The sequence below is a fragment of the Micromonospora sp. C51 genome (assembly GCF_018070435.1).
Taxonomy (GTDB): Bacteria; Actinomycetota; Actinomycetes; order Mycobacteriales; family Micromonosporaceae; genus Micromonospora; species Micromonospora sediminimaris.
Genome location: NZ_JAGPXQ010000056.1, coordinates 16177 through 33822, shown reverse-complemented (window position 1 = coordinate 33822; position 17646 = coordinate 16177). Strand labels below are relative to the sequence as shown.

15 protein-coding genes are annotated in these 17646 nt (G+C 73.1%); 12 read left to right on the top strand and 3 right to left on the bottom strand.

Features of this window, described 5'->3' with window-relative positions; all coding sequences use genetic code 11:
- Positions 1 to 104: 104 nt before the first annotated feature.
- The gene (locus KBX50_RS30060) at positions 105 to 938 is read right to left on the bottom strand and encodes a peptidylprolyl isomerase (protein ID WP_210941238.1); all 834 of its coding nucleotides are present in this window, start codon (positions 936 to 938) and stop codon (positions 105 to 107) included.
- A gap of 65 nt (positions 939 to 1003) precedes the next feature.
- Positions 1004 to 1945 carry a peptidylprolyl isomerase gene (locus tag KBX50_RS30055; protein WP_210941237.1) on the bottom strand — a complete coding sequence of 314 codons (942 nt, stop codon included), beginning with the start codon at positions 1943 to 1945 and terminating at the stop codon, positions 1004 to 1006.
- A gap of 247 nt (positions 1946 to 2192) precedes the next feature.
- Here KBX50_RS30055 and KBX50_RS30050 point away from each other — a divergent pair, with 247 nt between their 5' ends.
- The 8 genes from KBX50_RS30050 (at position 2193) to KBX50_RS30015 (ending at position 11405) form a co-directional block, all read left to right on the top strand.
- Positions 2193 to 2912 carry an MBL fold metallo-hydrolase gene (locus KBX50_RS30050; protein WP_210941236.1) on the top strand — a complete coding sequence of 240 codons (720 nt, stop codon included), beginning with the start codon at positions 2193 to 2195 and terminating at the stop codon, positions 2910 to 2912.
- An 87-nt stretch (positions 2913 to 2999) separates the two neighbouring features.
- Positions 3000 to 4328: a histidine--tRNA ligase gene (gene hisS / locus KBX50_RS30045; RefSeq protein ID WP_210941235.1), complete on the top strand. Its 1329-nt coding sequence runs from the start codon at positions 3000 to 3002 to the stop codon at positions 4326 to 4328.
- Between the two features lie 265 nt (positions 4329 to 4593).
- A complete protein-coding gene (locus tag KBX50_RS30040; protein ID WP_210941234.1) occupies positions 4594 to 5643 on the top strand; it encodes a S1 family peptidase in 1050 nt (349 codons plus the stop codon).
- A gap of 103 nt (positions 5644 to 5746) precedes the next feature.
- Complete coding sequence (locus KBX50_RS30035; RefSeq protein ID WP_210941233.1) at positions 5747 to 6418, top strand: hypothetical protein; 672 nt, start codon at positions 5747 to 5749, stop codon at positions 6416 to 6418.
- Positions 6419 to 6556: 138 nt separating this feature from the next.
- Complete coding sequence (aspS, locus tag KBX50_RS30030; RefSeq protein ID WP_210941232.1) at positions 6557 to 8365, top strand: aspartate--tRNA ligase; 1809 nt, start codon at positions 6557 to 6559, stop codon at positions 8363 to 8365.
- A 132-nt stretch (positions 8366 to 8497) separates the two neighbouring features.
- The gene (locus KBX50_RS30025; protein WP_210941242.1) at positions 8498 to 9322 is read left to right on the top strand and encodes a sugar nucleotide-binding protein; all 825 of its coding nucleotides are present in this window, start codon (positions 8498 to 8500) and stop codon (positions 9320 to 9322) included.
- A 140-nt stretch (positions 9323 to 9462) separates the two neighbouring features.
- On the top strand, positions 9463 to 10059 hold the full coding sequence (locus KBX50_RS30020) for a helix-turn-helix domain-containing protein (RefSeq protein WP_210941231.1): 597 nt from the start codon (positions 9463 to 9465) through the stop codon (positions 10057 to 10059).
- Positions 10056 to 11405 (top strand): MFS transporter, encoded by a 1350-nt coding sequence (locus tag KBX50_RS30015; RefSeq protein ID WP_210941230.1) that lies wholly within the window; start codon positions 10056 to 10058, stop codon positions 11403 to 11405. Before KBX50_RS30020 ends, KBX50_RS30015 begins: the two co-directional genes overlap by 4 nt.
- Here KBX50_RS30015 and KBX50_RS30010 read toward each other — a convergent pair.
- Entirely contained in the window at positions 11363 to 12097 is a 735-nt protein-coding gene (locus tag KBX50_RS30010) for a GNAT family N-acetyltransferase (RefSeq protein ID WP_210941229.1), read from the bottom strand. The genes KBX50_RS30015 and KBX50_RS30010 overlap by 43 nt on opposite strands.
- Before the next feature lie 116 nt (positions 12098 to 12213).
- Between KBX50_RS30010 and KBX50_RS30005 the strand changes: the two genes are divergently transcribed.
- The 4 genes from KBX50_RS30005 to KBX50_RS29990 all read left to right on the top strand — a co-directional run bounded on the left by KBX50_RS30005 (position 12214) and on the right by KBX50_RS29990 (position 17642).
- A complete protein-coding gene (locus KBX50_RS30005) occupies positions 12214 to 12423 on the top strand; it encodes a hypothetical protein (protein ID WP_210941241.1) in 210 nt (69 codons plus the stop codon).
- 75 nt (positions 12424 to 12498) lie between these two features.
- Positions 12499 to 14025 carry a replication-associated recombination protein A gene (locus KBX50_RS30000; RefSeq protein ID WP_210941228.1) on the top strand — a complete coding sequence of 509 codons (1527 nt, stop codon included), beginning with the start codon at positions 12499 to 12501 and terminating at the stop codon, positions 14023 to 14025.
- Between the two features lie 2297 nt (positions 14026 to 16322).
- Positions 16323 to 17042 carry a hypothetical protein gene (locus KBX50_RS29995; RefSeq protein WP_247674695.1) on the top strand — a complete coding sequence of 240 codons (720 nt, stop codon included), beginning with the start codon at positions 16323 to 16325 and terminating at the stop codon, positions 17040 to 17042.
- A gap of 138 nt (positions 17043 to 17180) precedes the next feature.
- Positions 17181 to 17642 (top strand): DUF948 domain-containing protein, encoded by a 462-nt coding sequence (locus KBX50_RS29990; RefSeq protein WP_210941227.1) that lies wholly within the window; start codon positions 17181 to 17183, stop codon positions 17640 to 17642.
- Positions 17643 to 17646: the final 4 nt, after the last annotated feature.

The following is a 17646-nucleotide window of genomic DNA, read 5'->3' as shown; positions in this document are numbered from 1 at the left end:
CCAAAACTTCTTGATCAACAGGGTCAGGGCGGGGGGTGGGGTGGGGGAGGGGAGATGGAAGCGCCCGTCGGCGGAGCCGGCGGGCGCTTCGGGTGGTTCGGGGGTCAGGCGTCGGTCATGGTGAGGTCGGTGATGACGACCTCCTTCTTGGGGTGACCGCCGCCGGCCTGCTGGGCGAACGCGCCGTCGTCACCGGCCGCCGCGACATCCTTCACGATGTCCATGCCGCCGGTGATGGTGCCAAGGACGGTGTAGTTCGGGTCCAGCGGCGAATCGCCGTACACGATGAAGAACTGGCTGCCGCTGCTGGACGGCTGACCCGAGTTGGCCATCGCGATGACGCCCTCCGGGTACGGCGGCCGCTTGTCGGCCGGCAGGTTCTCCTCCGCCATGCGGTAGCTCGGACCGCCGGTGCCGTCGGTGTCCCGCCAGCCCTCGCCGGTGGCGCTCGGGTCGCCGCACTGGAGCACCTTGATGCCCTCGGTCACCAGCCGGTGGCACTTGGTGTTGTCGAAGAAGTTCTGCTCGGCCAGGTGGGTGAAGCTGCCCGCCGTGCACGGCACCGCGGACCGGTCGATCCGGGCGGTGATCGGGCCGAGGTTCGTGGTGATCGTCATGGTCTGGACGCCCACCTTGCTCTGCTGGGTGTCCGGCAGCCCGACGTCCTTGACCTGCGGGGTGCGCTCACCGTCGGGCATCTCGACCCAGTCGCACTGCACGGAGTTCGCGTCCTGGGCCGTGTTGTCGGTGCCGCTGTCGTCGCCGAGCACGTTGCTGGCGAGCCAGGCCGTGCCGGCGACCACCAGCAGCAGGACCACGCCGGCCCCGACGACCGCCTGCGTCTGGCGGCGCTTACGGGCCCGAGCGGCCCGCTCGGCCATCTCCTTCTCGAGCCGGGCGCGGGCCGCCGCGCGCTGCCGCTCTCTGGTGGACGTCACGCCTCGATCCTCCTGGACTGTATGTGGATGTCGCTGCGGTGGGGTGGGGGCCCGATCGCCCGTGGTCAGCCGGCGCTGGCGCTGGCCTCGGGGTCGCCCGAGGCCGCCGGACTCGGTGTGCCGGACGACTCCGGACCCGGCGTGTCCGTGGGCGCCGGATCGGCGGACGACGCCGGATCCAGCACGGGCTCACCGACGGTCAGGCTCTGGATGACCACGTCGTCATTCTCCGGCTTGACCTTCTCCCCGGCCCCATTGTCCACCGTCGGCAGGGCGCCGATCTTCTCGACGACGTCGAGGCCATCGGTGACCCGGCCGATGATCGGGAACTTCGGCTCGGCGGTGGTGAAATCCTTGAAGAAGATCAGGAACTGGCTCCCGTTGGCCCCGGGTGGGTTCGAGATCATCGCGACCGTGCCCTTGGGGTACGTCGGCGGCGCGTCCGGGGACGGGCTCGGCTCCGGCGACGCCTCCGGCGCGGTCGGCACGTTCTCGTCGTAGAACGAGTAGGCCGGGCCGCCCAGACCGGTGCCGCTGGGATCGCCGCAGCGCACCGCGCCGTCGGCGGTGATCTCGTGGCACTTGGTGTTGTCGTAGAACGACTGGCTGGCCAGGTGGGCGATGCTGGCCGCGGCGCACGGGGCGCTGGCGAGATCCAGCTCGACGGAGATCGGCGCACCCTGGTTGGTGGTGATCGTCATCGGCCGGGTGCCGGTGACCGGCAGCCCGGTGGTCGGGGGCTCGCCGACATCCTTGAGGTTGGCGTTGCCCTCGGTGTTCTGCGGAGTCCAGAGGCAGACCTCGTCGGCCGCCGTGTTCTCGGTCGGCTCACTGTCGAACGCGCCGAGGGCCCACGCCGAGCCGGCGACGACCAGCACGAGGATCAGGGCGGCGCCGACACCGGCCTGGATGCGTCGACGACGCCTGGCGGCGGCGGCCCGGCGGGCCAGTTGCCGGTCGAGCTTGGCCCGCGCCAGTTTGCGCTGTCGGTCCCTGCTGGAAGCCACCCGTGCTCCCCTTTCCTCTACCCTGGTCGTCACCCGGTGGTCGTGTACCTGTCGGGCGGCAGGTGTGCCACGCCACACGCCCGCCAGAGTGTACGGGTACCGGCTGGGAAAGTGGTGTACGAGGTCGGTGCCCATCTACATCGGGATCCGTCAGTGCCTCACCCCGGGGGGGCGGCGGGTCGGACCGGCCGGCCGGCGACGCCGGTAGGCTGCCGGAGAGGACGACTCGACGGAAAGGGGAGCGGACGTGCTCGTGGCCGGCTTTCCCGCGGACGCCTTCGGCACCAACTGCTACGTGGTCGCCACCGGGCCGGGGGAGCAGTGCGTGGTGGTCGACCCCGGCATCGGGGTGGTCGACCGGCTCGACGCGCTGCTTGCCGAGCATCGTCTGCACCCGGCCGCGGTGCTGCTCACCCACGGGCACCTCGACCACACCTTCTCCGTGGCGCCGGTCTGCGGGGCGCGCGGAATCACCGCGTACGTGCATCCGGACGACCGGGAGCTGCTGGCGGATCCGACAAAGGCGCTGTCGATGGACCTGACGCAGCTCTTCGGCGGGCGACTGCCGTACGCCGAGCCCGACGACGTGGCCGAGTTGGCCGACGGAACGACGCTCGCCCTCGCCGGGCTGGAGATCACCGTCGACCACGCGCCCGGCCATACCGGCGGGTCGGTGCTCTTCCGGCTGCCCGGCGCCGGCTCGCCCTGGGAGGCGGAGCAGCTCTGCCTCTCCGGTGACGTGCTCTTCGCCGGCTCGATCGGCCGCACCGACCTGCCGGGCGGCAGCATGCCGACGATGCTCACCAGCCTGCGGGACAAGATCCTCCCGTTGGCCGACGACACCGTCGTACTGCCCGGCCACGGCCCCGCGACCACCATCGGCCGCGAACGCGCCACCAACCCGTACCTCGCCGAGGTGGCGGAGCTGGGCGGTGCGCGACCGGCGGCACCCACCCGCGGCCTGTAACTGTCGCGTCGAGACCGCACCGCGCGGACCGCGCGGAATCGCCAGCAGACCCTGCCGCGCAGCGCGCGGCTGCCGAGGGAGTACGTCATGAGCAAGCCCACGCCCATCTCCGGGTTCCCGGAGTGGACGCCCGCCCAGCGGATGATCGAGCAGTACGTGCTGGACCGGATCCGCTCGACCTTCGAGCTGTACGGCTTCGCGCCCCTGGAGACCCGCGCGGTGGAGCCGCTGGACCAGTTGCTGCGCAAGGGGGAGACCTCCAAGGAGGTCTACGTGATCCGGCGGCTGCACGGCGACCCCGACGGCGCGGCCGGTGACGACTCGCTCGGCCTGCACTTCGACCTGACCGTGCCGTTCGCCAGGTACGTGCTGGAGAACGCCGGCAAGCTGAACTTCCCGTTCCGCCGCTACCAGATCCAGAAGGTGTGGCGCGGTGAGCGTCCGCAGGAGGGGCGTTACCGGGAGTTCCTCCAGGCCGACATCGACATCGTCGACCGGGACACCCTCGCGGTGCACCACGAGGCGGAGATGCCGCTGGTCGTCGGCGACGCGCTGCGGTCGTTGCCGATCCCGCCGATCCGCATCCAGGTCAACAACCGCAAGATCTGTGAGGGCTTCTACCGGGGCATCGGCCTGACCGATCCGGAGGCGGCGCTGCGCGCGGTCGACAAGCTCGACAAGATCGGCCCGGCCGGTGTCACGGAGCTGCTGGCGACCACCGCCGGGGCGAGCGAGGCGCAGGCCAAGGCGGTGCTGTCACTCGCCGAGATCTCCGCGCCGGACGCCTCCTTCGCCGACGCGGTGCGCGCGCTCGGGGTCACTGATCCGCTGCTCGACGAGGGGGTCGAGGAGTTGGTCCGGGTGGTGGAGACCGCCGCCGCGCACGCGCCGGGTCTCTGCGTGGCGGACCTGCGCATCGCCCGGGGTCTGGACTACTACACCGGCACCGTCTACGAGACGCAGCTGATCGGGTACGAGCGGTTCGGCTCGATCTGCTCCGGCGGTCGGTACGACAACCTGGCCAGCGCGGGCAACGCCCGCTTCCCCGGGGTGGGCATCTCGATCGGCGTGACTCGCCTGCTCGGGCTGCTCTTCGGCGCGGGCGCACTGTCCGTGTCGCGGGCGGTGCCCACCTGCGTGCTGGTCGCGGTGACCAACGAGGAACTGCGGGCGGCCAGCGACTCCGTCGCCGGGGCGCTGCGGTCCCGGGGGATCCCGGCCGAGGTGTCGCCGAGCGCGGCGAAGTTCGGCAAGCAGATCCGGTACGCCGAGCGGCGTGGCATCCCGTACGTCTGGTTCCCGGGTGCGGACGGCAACCCCGACGAGGTCAAGGACATCCGCTCCGGCACGCAGGTGGCCGCCGCGCCGGGGGAGTGGACGCCGCCTCGCGAGGATCTCAAGCCACTGGTGAGCTGAGCGCGGTGCTGCCGTAACCGCTGAGATCGCTTTCCCGGTCCGGGGTGTCACACAGAGGCCGTACTGGCCCTGTGACACCCCGGTGTTCGTATGTGTCCTCCCTGTTACGGATTGCCGGTGGGTGAATTCGGGCATAGCCGGGTCTTGTTAACGATCTTAAATATGTGAATACTTTCCCTCGCTTGGCCATTTCCCCAGGTGGTCGAGCTGCCCCCGTCCCTGTCGACGTGACAGGGCCTCATCCCCCATGTCGGGAGGCTGTTACATGCGACCCACGAGGTCAATGCTCCGCCGTGTCGTCACCGTCGCCGCGGCCGGAACCCTGGTCGCCGGCGTGTTGGCCGGCACCCCCGCCCAGGCGGCACCCGGGAGCGTCTCGCCCGACGCCGCCGCCGCGCTCGCCGACCGGCTCGGAGACCGCGCCGCCGGCGCCTACGCCGACGCCAGCGGCAAGATGGTCGTCGCCGTCACCGACGTCGTCGCCGCCCGCCAGGTGGCCGCCGCCGGCGCCAAGCCCAAGGTCGTCAAGCGCGGTGCCGCGGTGCTGAACCGCGCCACCGCCGAGTTGGACCGCTCGGCCGCGATCCCCGGCACCGCCTGGTGGGTCGACCCGGCCACCAACCAGGTGGTCGTCTCCGTGGACAGCACCGTCACCGGGGCCAAGCTGGAGCGGGTCAAGGCCGCTGCGGCGCGGACCAACGGCGCGGTGCGCATCGAGGCCGAGGCCGGCGTGCTGAGCACCCGCATCTCCGGTGGCCAGGCCATCTACGCCGGCGGCGGCGGGCGCTGCTCGCTCGGCTTCAACGTGCGCAGCGGCAGCACGTACTACTTCCTGACTGCGGGCCACTGCACGAACATCTCGTCGAGCTGGTACAGCAACTCGGGTCAGACCTCGCTGCTGGGCACCCGCGCCGGCAGCAGCTTCCCGGGCGACGACTACGGCATCGTCCGGCACAACAACTCGGGCAACGCGGCCGGCAACGTCTACCTTTACAACGGCAGCTACCGGGACATCACCGGCGCCGGCAACGCGTACGTCGGTCAGTCGGCGCAGCGTTCCGGCAGCACCACCGGCCTGCGCAGCGGCTCGGTGACCGCGCTCAACGCCACGGTCAACTACGCCGAGGGTCAGGTTCGCGGTCTGATCCGGACCAACATCTGCGCCCAGCCCGGTGACAGCGGCGGTTCGCTGTTCAGCGGCAGCACCGCCCTCGGCCTGACCTCCGGCGGCAGCGGCAACTGCTCCACCGGCGGCACCACCTTCTTCCAGCCGGTCACCGAGGCGCTGAGCCGCTACGGCGTCAGCATCTTCTGACCAGCCCAACGGGAGAGTCTCCTCCGCCAGCGGGCCGCCGGATTCCTCCTCCGGCGGCCCGCACCGCTGTCCCGGATCACGTTTCATCGACTACGGTCAGCCGATGGTCGTACGACTCCTGGCGCAACTCCGCGCGCCGATCTTCGTGGGCGGGCAGGTGTCGGCCTGGGTGCTGCTCGCCGTGGACGCGCGTCGTGAATGGAACGCGTCCTGGTTCGTCGGGCTGCTCCTGGTGCTCGGTGTGCTCGCCGCGATACCCGCGGCGGTTGTCGATCAGCCGGAGTTCCGGGTGGTTGCCCTGGTCACCCAGACCATCGGCGGCGGCGTCGTCGCGCTGGCCCTGTACGACACGGCGGACAAGCGGGCGCTGTGGGCGTACGTCCTGGCCGCTCTCGGCGCGGTGGCCCTGCCGTCGAGCCGGCCAGCCCTCGGGGCCTTTCCGGCGAGTAGGTCGGCGCTCGGTCGGGCCACCCTGATCGGCGTGGGGGCGACTCTCCTGCTCACCATCGGCGCGTCGGCTCCGGCCCTGGCCTGGGGCGGTAGCCGGCCCGAGGTGATGGTGTGCGTGCGTCCGGAAGCGTCCGTCGACGAGCTGACCCGCGACAGCCGCCGCTTCGATCCCGATCACGTCATCGCCGGCTTCGGGTTCGACGGGCCGCCCAGCTCGTGCCTGGAGGTGCTGTTCGATCCCGGTGCCACCGCGGGCGACGCCGACGACGTGGCACGCCGCTACTCCGTGGACCCGAGGGTCGTGTCCGTGAGCCGGACGCGCTGACGGCCGGAGAAGGGCAGCCCTACCGTCACCGCAGGGGTCGACAAGGGGCCGGGTCCGCGCACCCGGGGAACGTCGACGGGCGGGTGCTGACAGAATGCCGGGGAGTAGACGTAGGGCAAGACGAGGGAGACGCACGTCGTGATCCGTACCCATGACGCCGGCAGCCTGCGCGCGACGGACGCCGGCACCACGGTGACGCTCGCCGGGTGGGTGGCCCGCCGGCGCGACCACGGCGGTGTCATCTTCGTCGACCTGCGGGACGGCTCGGGCGTGGTGCAGGTGGTCCTCCGGGAGGAGGACGCGCACGCGCTGCGTAACGAGTACTGCGTCAAGGTCGTCGGTGAGGTCACCCGGCGGCCCGAGGGTAACGAGAACCCGGAGCTGCCCACCGGCGAGATCGAGGTGACGGCGGCCGAGCTGGAGGTGCTCTCCGAGGCCGCGCCGCTGCCGCTGCCGGTGGACGACCAGGTGGTGGCCGGGGACGACGTCCGGCTCAAGTACCGCTACCTCGACCTGCGTCGCGGCGGGCCGGCGCGCGCCATGCGGCTGCGGTCACGCGCCAACCAGCTGGCCCGTACGGTGCTGCACGGGCGGGACTTCCTGGAGATCGAGACGCCGACGCTGACCCGGTCCACGCCGGAGGGCGCCCGCGACTTCCTGGTGCCGGTGCGCCTTCAGCCGGGCAGCTGGTACGCGCTGCCGCAGTCGCCGCAGCTGTTCAAGCAGTTGCTGATGGTCGGCGGGATGGAGCGTTACTACCAGATCGCCCGCTGCTACCGCGACGAGGACTTCCGGGCCGACCGGCAGCCGGAGTTCACCCAGCTCGACATCGAGATGTCGTTCGTCACCGAGGACGACGTGATCGACCTCGGTGAGGCGATCGTCGCCGCGCTCTGGTCGGAGCTGGCCGACCACGAGATCCCCCGGCCCATCCCGCGGATCACCTGGCACGACGCGATGGCCCGGTACGGCTCGGACAAGCCGGACCTGCGCTACGGCGTCGAGCTGACCGAGTTGACCGACTACCTGCGGGGTACCGCGTTCCGGGTGTTCGCCGGGGCGATCGACGCGGGTGGCTACGTGGGCGCGGTGGTCATGCCCGGTGGCGCGGCCCAGACCCGCAAGGAGCTGGACGGCTGGCAGGACTGGGCCAAGGCCCGGGGCGCCAAGGGCCTGGCGTACGTGGTGCTCGACGCCGAGACCGGCGAGGCACGCGGGCCGGTGGCGAAGAACCTGTCGGCCGAGCACCTGGCCGGGCTGGCGGACGCGGTCGGTGCCAAGCCGGGCGATGCGATCTTCTTCGCGGCCAGCTCGGACACCCGGGAGGCGCAGGAGCTGCTCGGTGCGGCCCGTATCGAGATCGCCAAGCGGGCCGGCCTGGTCGACGAGAGCGCCTGGGCGTTCTGCTGGGTGGTCGACGCACCGATGTTCGAAAAGACCGACGAGGGTGGCTGGACGGCGGTGCACCACCCGTTCACCTCGCCCAACGCGGAGTGGATGGATCGGTTCGAGGAGGCGCCGGACCGGGCCCTGGCGTACGCGTACGACATCGTCTGCAACGGCAACGAGATCGGCGGCGGTTCGATCCGTATCCACCGCCGCGACGTGCAGCAGCGGGTGTTCGACCTGCTCGGCATCAGCCCCGAGGAGGCGCAGGACAAGTTCGGCTTCCTGCTGGAGGCGTTCAGCTACGGCCCGCCCCCGCACGGCGGCATCGCGTTCGGCTGGGACCGGGTCTGCATGCTGCTCGCCGGGGCGGACTCGATCCGCGAGGTGATCGCCTTCCCGAAGACCCGGGGCGGCTTCGACCCGTTGACCGGCGCACCCACGCCGATCACCGCCCAGCAGCGCACCGAGGCCGGCATCGACGCCAAGCCCAAGCCCTCGCAGCCGCCGTCCCACACCGGCACCGCCGGCCCCGCCGCCCCCGTAGCCGACCCCACCTGACCCACCCCAGCCCCGGCCCCACCCTCTCCCTCTCCCCGTTGATCAAGAAGTTTGCGTCATGATCTGGGCGATCTGGTGACGCAAACTTCTTGGTCAACAGGTGTGGGAGCGGTGGCGGGGGAGGGGGCGACTGTGCGGGTGTTGGTGGTGGGTGGGAGTGGGTTCTTGGGGCGGGAGGTCTGTCGGCTCGCGACACGGGCCGGGTGGGACGTGGTGGGGACGCGCTACTCGGGTCAGATCGGGACGCCGGGTGTCGAGGTGCGTCGACTGGACGTGACCGATCGGGCCGCGGTGGTCGCGCTGGTCGCGGCGGTACGCCCGGACGCCGTGGTCGCCACCCCCTACCGGTACGGCGACTGGGCGGTCACCGCTGACGGGGCGGCGCACGTCGCGTACGCCGCCGCGCGGGTGGGTGCCCGGTTGGTGCACATCTCCAGCGACGCGTTGCACGCCGGGCGACCCGAGGCGTACGCCGACGACGATCCCCCCACGCCGATTTTTCCGTACGGGGCGGCGAAGGCCGCTGCGGAGACGGCGGTGCGGGCGATCGACCCGGGTGCCGTGCTGGTGCGCACCTCGCTGATCCTCGGCGAGGGCAGCAAGCAGATTCAGCTCTGCCGGGATGCGCTGGCCGGTCGGGCGGCCCTGTTCACCGATGAGCTGCGCTGCCCGATCCACGTCGGTGACCTCGCCGCCGCCGCGTTGGAGCTGGTGGGCACCGACGTCGCCGGCCCGCTGAACGTGGCGGGCCCGGACGCGGTCAGCCGGGCGGAACTGGGCCTGCTGGTGGCCCGCCGGGAGGGCATCGACCCGGCCGGCCTGAAGACCACCACCGGTGCCGGTGCCGGCGTGGCGCGGCCCACCGAGGTACGCCTCGACTCCTCCCGAGCCGCCAGTCTGCTCCGTACCCGCCTGCGTGGCGTCTCGGAGCTGCTCGCCGCCCCCGCCGGTCGATGAGCACGCCCTTGTCAACGGCCATGGCGTAGCCGGGCGCGGAGGAAATCGCTCCTCGGTCGCTCGAAGGAGAAGCGTCAAACCCTCTGGGCAGCTGTGCACAACTATTGTGCACAATAGTTGTGCACAGATATTGTGCATCCATGACCGATGGAGAGCGTCGACCACCGCCGCGACAGGTCCGGATCGATCACCGGCAGGTCCGGGTGCTGGCGCACCCGCTGCGGGCCCGGCTGCTCGGCGCGCTGCGGGTCAACGGACCGGCCACCGCGACCACCCTCGCCGGACTGCTCGACAGCAACACCGGCGCGACCAGCTATCACCTGCGCCAGTTGGCCGAGGTCGGCCTGGTCGTCGAGGAGCCCGACCGGGGCACCGGGAGGCAGCGCTGGTGGCGGGCCGCCCATGACGTGACCAACTGGGAGAACACCGACTTCGACAACGACCCCGACGCCCGGGCCGCGATGGAGTGGATCCAGGCCGAGCAGGTCCGGCTCTTCGTCGAGCACACCGAACGATGGTTCGCGGCCCGCGACGAGTGGTCACCCGAGTGGCGGGACGCCTTCGGCATGAGCGATGCCTTCCTGACCATCCCGGCGGCCCGGCTGACCGAGTTGCAGCAGGAGCTGTGGCGCATCCTGGAGCGCTACCGGGCCGAGGCCGATCCGGGTGAGCCCGGGGCCGAGCAGGTGCAGATCTTCCTCGCCTCCTTCCCGCTGCTGCTCGGGAGGAAGCGATGAGCGAGTTGTCCGTACGCCAGATCCGGCGTCGTTTCCTGGTCCTGCACGGTCTGCGTTGGCTACCGACCGGCCTGCTCATCCCGGTGGTGATCCTGCTGATGCAGGAGCGGGGCCTGACCCTGACCCAGATCGGTCTGGCCGCCGCCGCCCAGGGGGTGGTGGTGCTCGCCCTGGAGTTGCCGACCGGCGGGATCGCCGACGCGTTGGGCCGCAAGCCGGTGCTGGTGACGGCCAGCTCCGTCAGCCTCGTCTCACTCGGCCTGCTGGTGGTGGCGGACTCGTTCGCGCTGCTGGCCATCGTCTGGGCGTTGCAGGGCGTGTTCCGTGCCCTGGACAGTGGTCCTCTGGAGTCCTGGTACGTGGACAGCACCCTGGCGGTCGACCCGGATGCCGCGTACGAGAAGGGTCTCGGCCACGGTGGCACCGTGCTCGGCCTGAGCATCGCGGCCGGTGCGCTGCTCAGCGGTGGCCTGGTGGCTCTCGGTCCGCTCGGTCCGGTAAGCGCCCTGACCACGCCGGTGCTGGCCGCCGTCATTCTCCAAGGGATCTCGTTGGTGGCGCTGCTGGCCCTGCTGGTGGAACGGCGACCGGCGAGCGGGCCGGGTGCGGTGCGGGCGTCGGTTCGGGCTGCTCCACGCATGGTCGGTGAGGCCGTCGGCCTGTTACGCCGCTCCCGGGTGCTGCTCGCCCTGGTCGCGGTCGAGTTGTTCTGGGGCTTCGGGATGGTCACCTTCGAGAGCCTGCTGCCGATCCGGTTGGCCGAGGTGGTCGGTGACGCCGACCGGGCGGCAGCCCTGCTCGGGCCGGCGAGCACCATCGCCTGGCTGGCCTCGGCGGCCGGCGCGGCGGCCACCCCGCTGCTCATCCGCTGGCTCGGTGCCGCACCCGGTGCCGCGCTGCTGCGGATCGTGCAGGGCGTCACCGTGGTCGGGATGGCCCTGCTGGCCGGACCGGTCGGCGTGCTGATCGCCTTCTTCGTCTGCCATGCCGTGCACGGCGCGTCGAACCCGCTGCACATGGGACTGCTGCACCGACAGGTCGACGGCCCGTACCGGACCAGCGTGATCTCGGTGAACTCGATGGTGGCCATGCCGGCCGGTGCGCTCGGCGGCGTGCTGCTCGGCTTCATCGGCGACCGGGCCGGGGTGAGTACGGCGATGCTGGTCGGTGCGGTCGCGCTGGCGGTCGCCGCGCCGCTGTACCTGCCCGCCTGGCGGGCGGGCCGAGTCGCCGGCCAGCCGAGGCCGGCCGACGATCCGGCCGCCGACCAGGCAGGACGGAACGCCGACGGCCCGACCGACGGTCAGGCGAAGCGGACCGACGTGAGCGGGAACGTGTCGGTGTAGCCGAGCCGCCGGTAGAGCCGGATCGCTGTCACGTTGCTCGGGTAGACGCCAAGCGCCACCATGCCGTACCGGTTCAGCAGCGCCCGCGTCATTCCCGCGGTGATCGCCGCCCCCAGACCGCGCCCCCGATGCTGCGGCGCCACCGTCAGTCCGGCGAGAAACCCGACCTCACCGCGGGTGCGGTCGGCGCCGCAGGCGACCAGCCGGTCACCGTCGCGGATGCCGTACCAGCCGCGCACCTGTGGACTGCCGGGACGGGCGGTGCTGGTCGGAAACGCCTCGTCGATCAGCGCCGTCAGTGCCGGGTGGTCCGCCTCGGTCAGCCGGACCACCCGCTCCTCGCCGGGCTGTGCCGGTGGCGCGTCTGTCGTCCAGAGGAAGTCCCAGTCCTCGTACCCGGCCACGACCGGACCGATCGGCGCCGGATCCGCACGGGGTAGATGCAGCCACCGTCCGGCACCCAACCTGCCTTCCGCGGCCAGCGCGCTGACCAGGTCGATCGCCGTTCCTGACGCGCCGATCACGCCACCGACCGGCCCCTGCTCGACAGTGAGCAGCCAGCACACGGTCCCGGCGCGTCGCCAGCCCTGTGCCGATTCGTGGATCGGCAGCGAGTGCCGCACGAAGGGATGGCGGCCCGTCGCGGCCAGGATGGCGTCCCGCCCGTCGAGGACCTCGTCGACGTTGATCATGACGTCAGCGTAGGCGGCGGGTGGGAGGAGCCGCGTGATCCACCGTGGAGATTGACGAGCCGACCGATCGGGTACATCCCGCGCCGACCTACTGGAACCCCCACCGGAGGAACGTCATGCTCGCCATCGCCGCGGCCGTCGTCTTCGGCTTCGCCCTGTTGCTTGACCTGCTGGACACCAAACTCGGCGCACCGGACCTGTTCAACTGGGACACCCTGGTGCTGATCGGTCTGCTGCTGCTCTCGCTCTACCTGGCCGGCGTCGGCCGGGGGCCGGGTGGCGGCGGTGGTCGCTGGTACCGGGGTCGCCGCCCGGGCCGCGGCTGACCGGAAACGATCACCCCGGGCTCGGCCGACGGCGCGATTCCGGCGAAGTCGGCCGAGCCCGGTACTGTTCTCGTGATGGAGTCCGACGCCCTCTTCACCCTCGGTGAACCCGCAGCAGCACCCGGTGCGCAGGCGGGTTCCGGTGGTGTCGGCGGCTTCACCCCGGCCGGGCCGGACGCGCCGCTGCCGGTCCGGATGCGCCCGGCCGGCCTGGACGAGCTGGTCGGCCAGGAACACCTGCTCACTCCCGGTGCGCCGCTGCGGCAGCTGGTCGCCGGCAGCGCGCCGATGTCGGTCATCCTCTGGGGGCCGCCGGGTAGCGGCAAGACCACGATCGCCCACCTGGTCGCCACCGCGACGGACCGGCGGTTCGTCGCGATGTCCGCGCTGACCGCCGGGGTTAAGGACGTCCGTGCGGTGATCGACACGGCGCGGCGACAGCGGCGTTCGGGTGGCCCGCCGACGGTGCTCTTCATCGACGAGGTGCACCGGTTCAGCAAGACCCAGCAGGACTCGCTGCTCGCGGCGGTGGAGGACCGGACGGTCACCCTGCTGGCGGCCACCACCGAGAACCCGTACTTCTCGGTCATCTCCCCACTGCTCTCGCGGTGCGTGCTGCTCACCCTTCGGCCCCTCGACGACGCTGCGGTACGCGGGCTGCTGCGCCGCGCGCTGGTCGACGAGCGCGGGCTGGGCGGGGCGCTCACCCTCGCCGCCGAGGCGGAGGAGCACCTGATCCGGTTGGCCGGCGGGGACGTCCGCAAGGCGCTCACGGCGCTCGAGGCGGCGGCCGCCTCGACGACCGCGCTGGGCAACGACCAGATCGACCTGGCCACCGCCGAACGCGCGGTGGACACCGCGGCCGTCCGCTACGACCGGGCGGGGGACGCCCACTACGACGTGACCAGCGCCTTCATCAAGAGCATGCGCGGTTCCGACGTGGACGCGGCGCTGCATTGGCTGGCCCGGATGCTTGTCGCCGGGGAGGATGCCAGGTTCATCGCGCGGCGGTTGGTGATCTTCGCCAGCGAGGACGTCGGCATGGCCGACCCGGCGGCGCTCGGTGTGGCGACCGCCGCAGCCCACGCGGTGGAGTACGTCGGCCTGCCCGAGGCGCAGCTCAATCTCGCTCAGGCCGTCATCCACCTGGCCACCGCGCCCAAGTCCAACTCGGCGACCACCGCGATCGGGGCGGCGATCGCCGACGTGCGCTCCGGCCGGGGCGGGCCGGTGCCCCGAGGCCTGCGCGACGCCCACTACTCCGGTGCCCGGGGGCTCGGGCACGGCATCGGCTACCGCTATCCGCACGACGATCAGCGGGGCGTGGTCACCCAGCAGTACGTGCCCGACGATCTGGTCGGCACTGACTACTACCGACCGAGTCAGCACGGCGCGGAGCGATCGGTGGCCGGTCGGCTGCCGTTGCTGCGCCGGATCGTCCGCGGGCTGTCCACCCCTGCCCGCACGGACGAGCCGGCAAGGGGCGGTCGGCCGGCCCGGCCGACGTCGTCCGGGGGGGACGATGACGACGGTCGTACGGCCACGGCAGCCCAGGTGGCCGAAGAGGTCGGCGCGAGCGCCGACGGGAGGGGTCAACAGTGAAATCGTCGGACCGACCGGACGAGAGCCCGGACGCGCGGCGCGGCAAGAGTCGTCGCTGGGGTCGGGGCAAATCCGAGGCCGCCGCCCCGGAGGAGCCGGTGGCCGGCGAGGATTTCGGCTGGATCGACGACCTGCGTTCGGCCAAGCAGCAGCGCACCGAGCTGGGCCCCGACGGCGCCGCCGTCGATCCGTCCGCCGCTGCACGCAGCGGTCCGGAGCGATCCGGTCAGCAGCCACCCGTGCGGCCCGGCCCCGCGCCGGTCAACCACCCGGGGCCGGACGCTCCGGTAGCGCCGCCACCCGGCCGTGGCCCGGCCGAACCACCACGAGCGCGTCCGGTCGACGGCCCCTGGCCGGGTAATCCGGCTGCCCGGCCGCCTGCCGCCCCGCCCAGCGGACGGCTCCCGGCCCCCCCACCGTTCGCCGCGGCGCCGCCGCCCGCCGCCCGTCACGAACCCGACCCCCCGAACACCCCGCCGGCCGGTTGGCCGCAGCAGCCCCCAGCCGCCGGGCCGCCCGCCCGGCGGCCACATTCCGGTGAGCCGGTTCCGGGTGACGGCCCCAGGCCGGTTCCCGAGGCCGGCCCGGTCTCCGGCGCACCGACCGTCCCGGGCTGGCCGCCCGCGGGCCCGGTGTCGGGTGCGCCTGCGAGCCCGGTGTCGGGCCCGCCCGGGCAGCGGCGCATGCCCGGCGTCCGGCCGAACGCCGCGCCGGCCGGCCCGCGCCGCCTGCCCTCGGCCGAACCTCTCCCGGCTTCGCCGGACACCGCTCACGGCCCGGCGGCGCCGGGCATGACGCCCGCCGCCGGTCGGCCGGGCGGCGCTCCAGCGGGCGGTCGTCGAGCCGGCCGCCGCCGGGCCGCCGAGCCGGAGGAGGATCGGCCGGTGGTGCCGCTGTCCGGCAACGCGCCACCGATCCCCGGTGTGCCGTCCGGCCGTCCGGCCGCTGGGTCCGGGCAGCCCGCACCCGTCCGTCGCGGGGAGCCGGGCGTACCGACCGGCGCCGACCGGGACCGTCGGACCGCACCCGGCGCGGTCGGGCCCGTGGGCGCCGCCGTCGCGGCGTCGGGCCGTCGGCCGCCACCCGAGCCGCAGCCGCCGTGCGGGCGCCGCCCTGCCGACGGGACAGCCGAGCCACCGCGGGGACGCCGTGCGGCCGACGAGGAGGACACACCGACCCGGGGCCGGCGCGCGGCGGCCGAGGAGCCGTCCGGACGGCACGCGGTAGCGGGTGCCGCCGCCGAGACGCCAGCCGGCGGTGGGCGGCCGGTCGACGGCCGCTCCGGCCGGCCGGAGCGGCCGTCCGACTGGCTCCGGCAGGCCGGTCGACCGCACCACACCGACCCGGCGTTGCCCACGATCAGCAAGCGACCCACCACGCCGTCCGGCGCACCGTCCGGCCGCGTGATCGGCACGCCCTCCGGTGGTACGCCGACGATCGGCGACCGCCGTGGCACGGACGCCGGCGGTCCGCCCCGTCGGCCGAACGCGGGCACCGCGCCGGCCGATGGACGCGGGGTCGAGCCGGGTCCGGAACGTCCGGGTGCCGGGCCCGCCCGGCGCGCCGACGGGCCACCGGCTGGACCGGGCCGCCCCACTCCGCCGACCGGCCCTGCCCCGGGCTCGGGCGGACCTGAGCCAACCGGTCGGGCCGGCACCCTGCCGCGGATCGGTGCCACCGGCCCGGCCGCCCGGCCCGACGGCCCGCCCCGCGGTGCGGCGCGCCCGGACGGTCAACCTGGAACTCCGCCCCGCGGTGCGGCGCGTTCGGACGGTCCGCCGGGGGCTCCGCCGCGTGGTGCGGCGCGCCCGGACGGCCCACCCGTCGGCCCGCCGCCTGGCGTCGCGCGGCCCGGTGGTGCCCCGGGGGTTCCGCCGCGTGGTGCGGCCCGGCCCGACGGTCCGCCGGTGGGACCGGCGCGTGGTGCGGCCCGCCCCGACGGCCCGGCCGGTCGCCCGGGTGGCCCGCCGTCAGGCCCCGCCCGTGGCGCGGTCCGGCCCGATGCTGGCCCACACCGGCCCGATGCCGGCTCCGCCGGCGGTGGCCCGGCCGGCCCCGTCCGAGGTGCCGGCGCCGGTCCGATCGGTCCGCCGGTCACGGCTCGAGCCGGTGCCCCGGTTCGACCGGAGGACCGGCTCGCCGGCCGGGCCACGCCACCGCACCGGCATCCGGCGCGTCCCGAAACCTCCGGGCCTCCGCCGGTGCCTCCCGGGCGCGGCGGTGAGGCTCCGGCCGTGGCCCGCGCCGCGGCTGCCGTGGCACCGGCCGATCCGGCCAGGCCTCCCGGGGCGGAGCCGATGGTCCGACGTGCCGAGGTGCCGGAAGTCGCCGCCGTCGACCGACCCGAGGGCGACCAGGCCGGCGACGACGGTGGTGAGTCGCGTCGGCAGGCGCCAGGTTCCCCTCGGCTGCGCGCCGCCGTCCTGGTGCTGGCCAGTGTCCTCCTGCTCGGTGTGCTCCCCGCGTTCTTCGGGGTGCAGACGATGAACCGGGACCCGGTCTTCGCCTCGCTTGACGAACTGGAGGTGCCGTCCTGGGCCTCAGTCGAACCGGTCGACGACGTCAGCGGCAGCCAGTGGTGCCTGCTCGACTGCCGGTTGCGGGAACGCACCGCCACCTCCGACCGGTCGCCGGACGAGACGGCCCAGGCGTACGAGGCCGCGCTGACCCGCGACGGTTGGCAGCGGTGGACGCCCAACTACTGCCCGGAGCAGGAGGAGAAGGGCAGCTACACCTGCTGGCGGCGGGACGAGCTCACCCTCGACCTCTGGGTACGGGAACGGACCTGCGTGCCGCCACCCGTGGACGGCGAGCCTGCGGTGGTGCCGGCTCCCGACCCGTCCACCGCGGCGCAGGAGTGCCCCGGATCGTTGGTGTCGGTGAAGGTGCGCAACGCGATCGACGACGAGCGGACGCGGCCACAGCCGAGCACCGATCCCTCGCTGACCGGTGAGGATCCCTTCCCGACACTTACCGACGACCCGTTGGGCGACCTGACGCCGTCACCACCGTCCTGAGCCGATCGTCATCACGGACGGTAGGGTCAGGTGCTGGTGGTGACCGGCGGTCGGCCGGGCACTCGACGTTGACGTGGGCGAGACGGTCGTGGGGCTCGGGGCGCTGCGCCCCGACCGCACAGTTTGAGGAGGACTGGCGTGGGCTTTTTGGAGGTCGCGGCGCTGATCGCGGCGATCGCGTTCGCGATGCTGGTGCTGATCCTGACGCTGCCCATCCTGCGTCTGCGGCACACCGTGGACGCCACCACCCGCATGATCAACGACCTCAACGACCGGACGGGGCCCCTGCTCGGTGACGTCAACACCACGGTACGCAACGTCAACGTGACGTTGGAGCAGGTCCAGACCTCGCTCGACGGGGTCAACCTCCAACTGGCCAAGGTCGACACCATGACCGGTCACGCGCAGAACATCAGCGCCAACGTCGCCAACCTGGTCACCGTGGTCTCCGCCGCCGCGGCCAACCCGCTGGTTAAGGTGGCCGCGTTCGGGTACGGCGTGCGCAAGGCCGCCGCCACCCGTCGGCACGCCGAGACCGAGCGCGAGGTGCGGGACACCATCAAGGCTCAGCGGCGCGCCGCCCGGCGCGGAAACCGCTGACCCC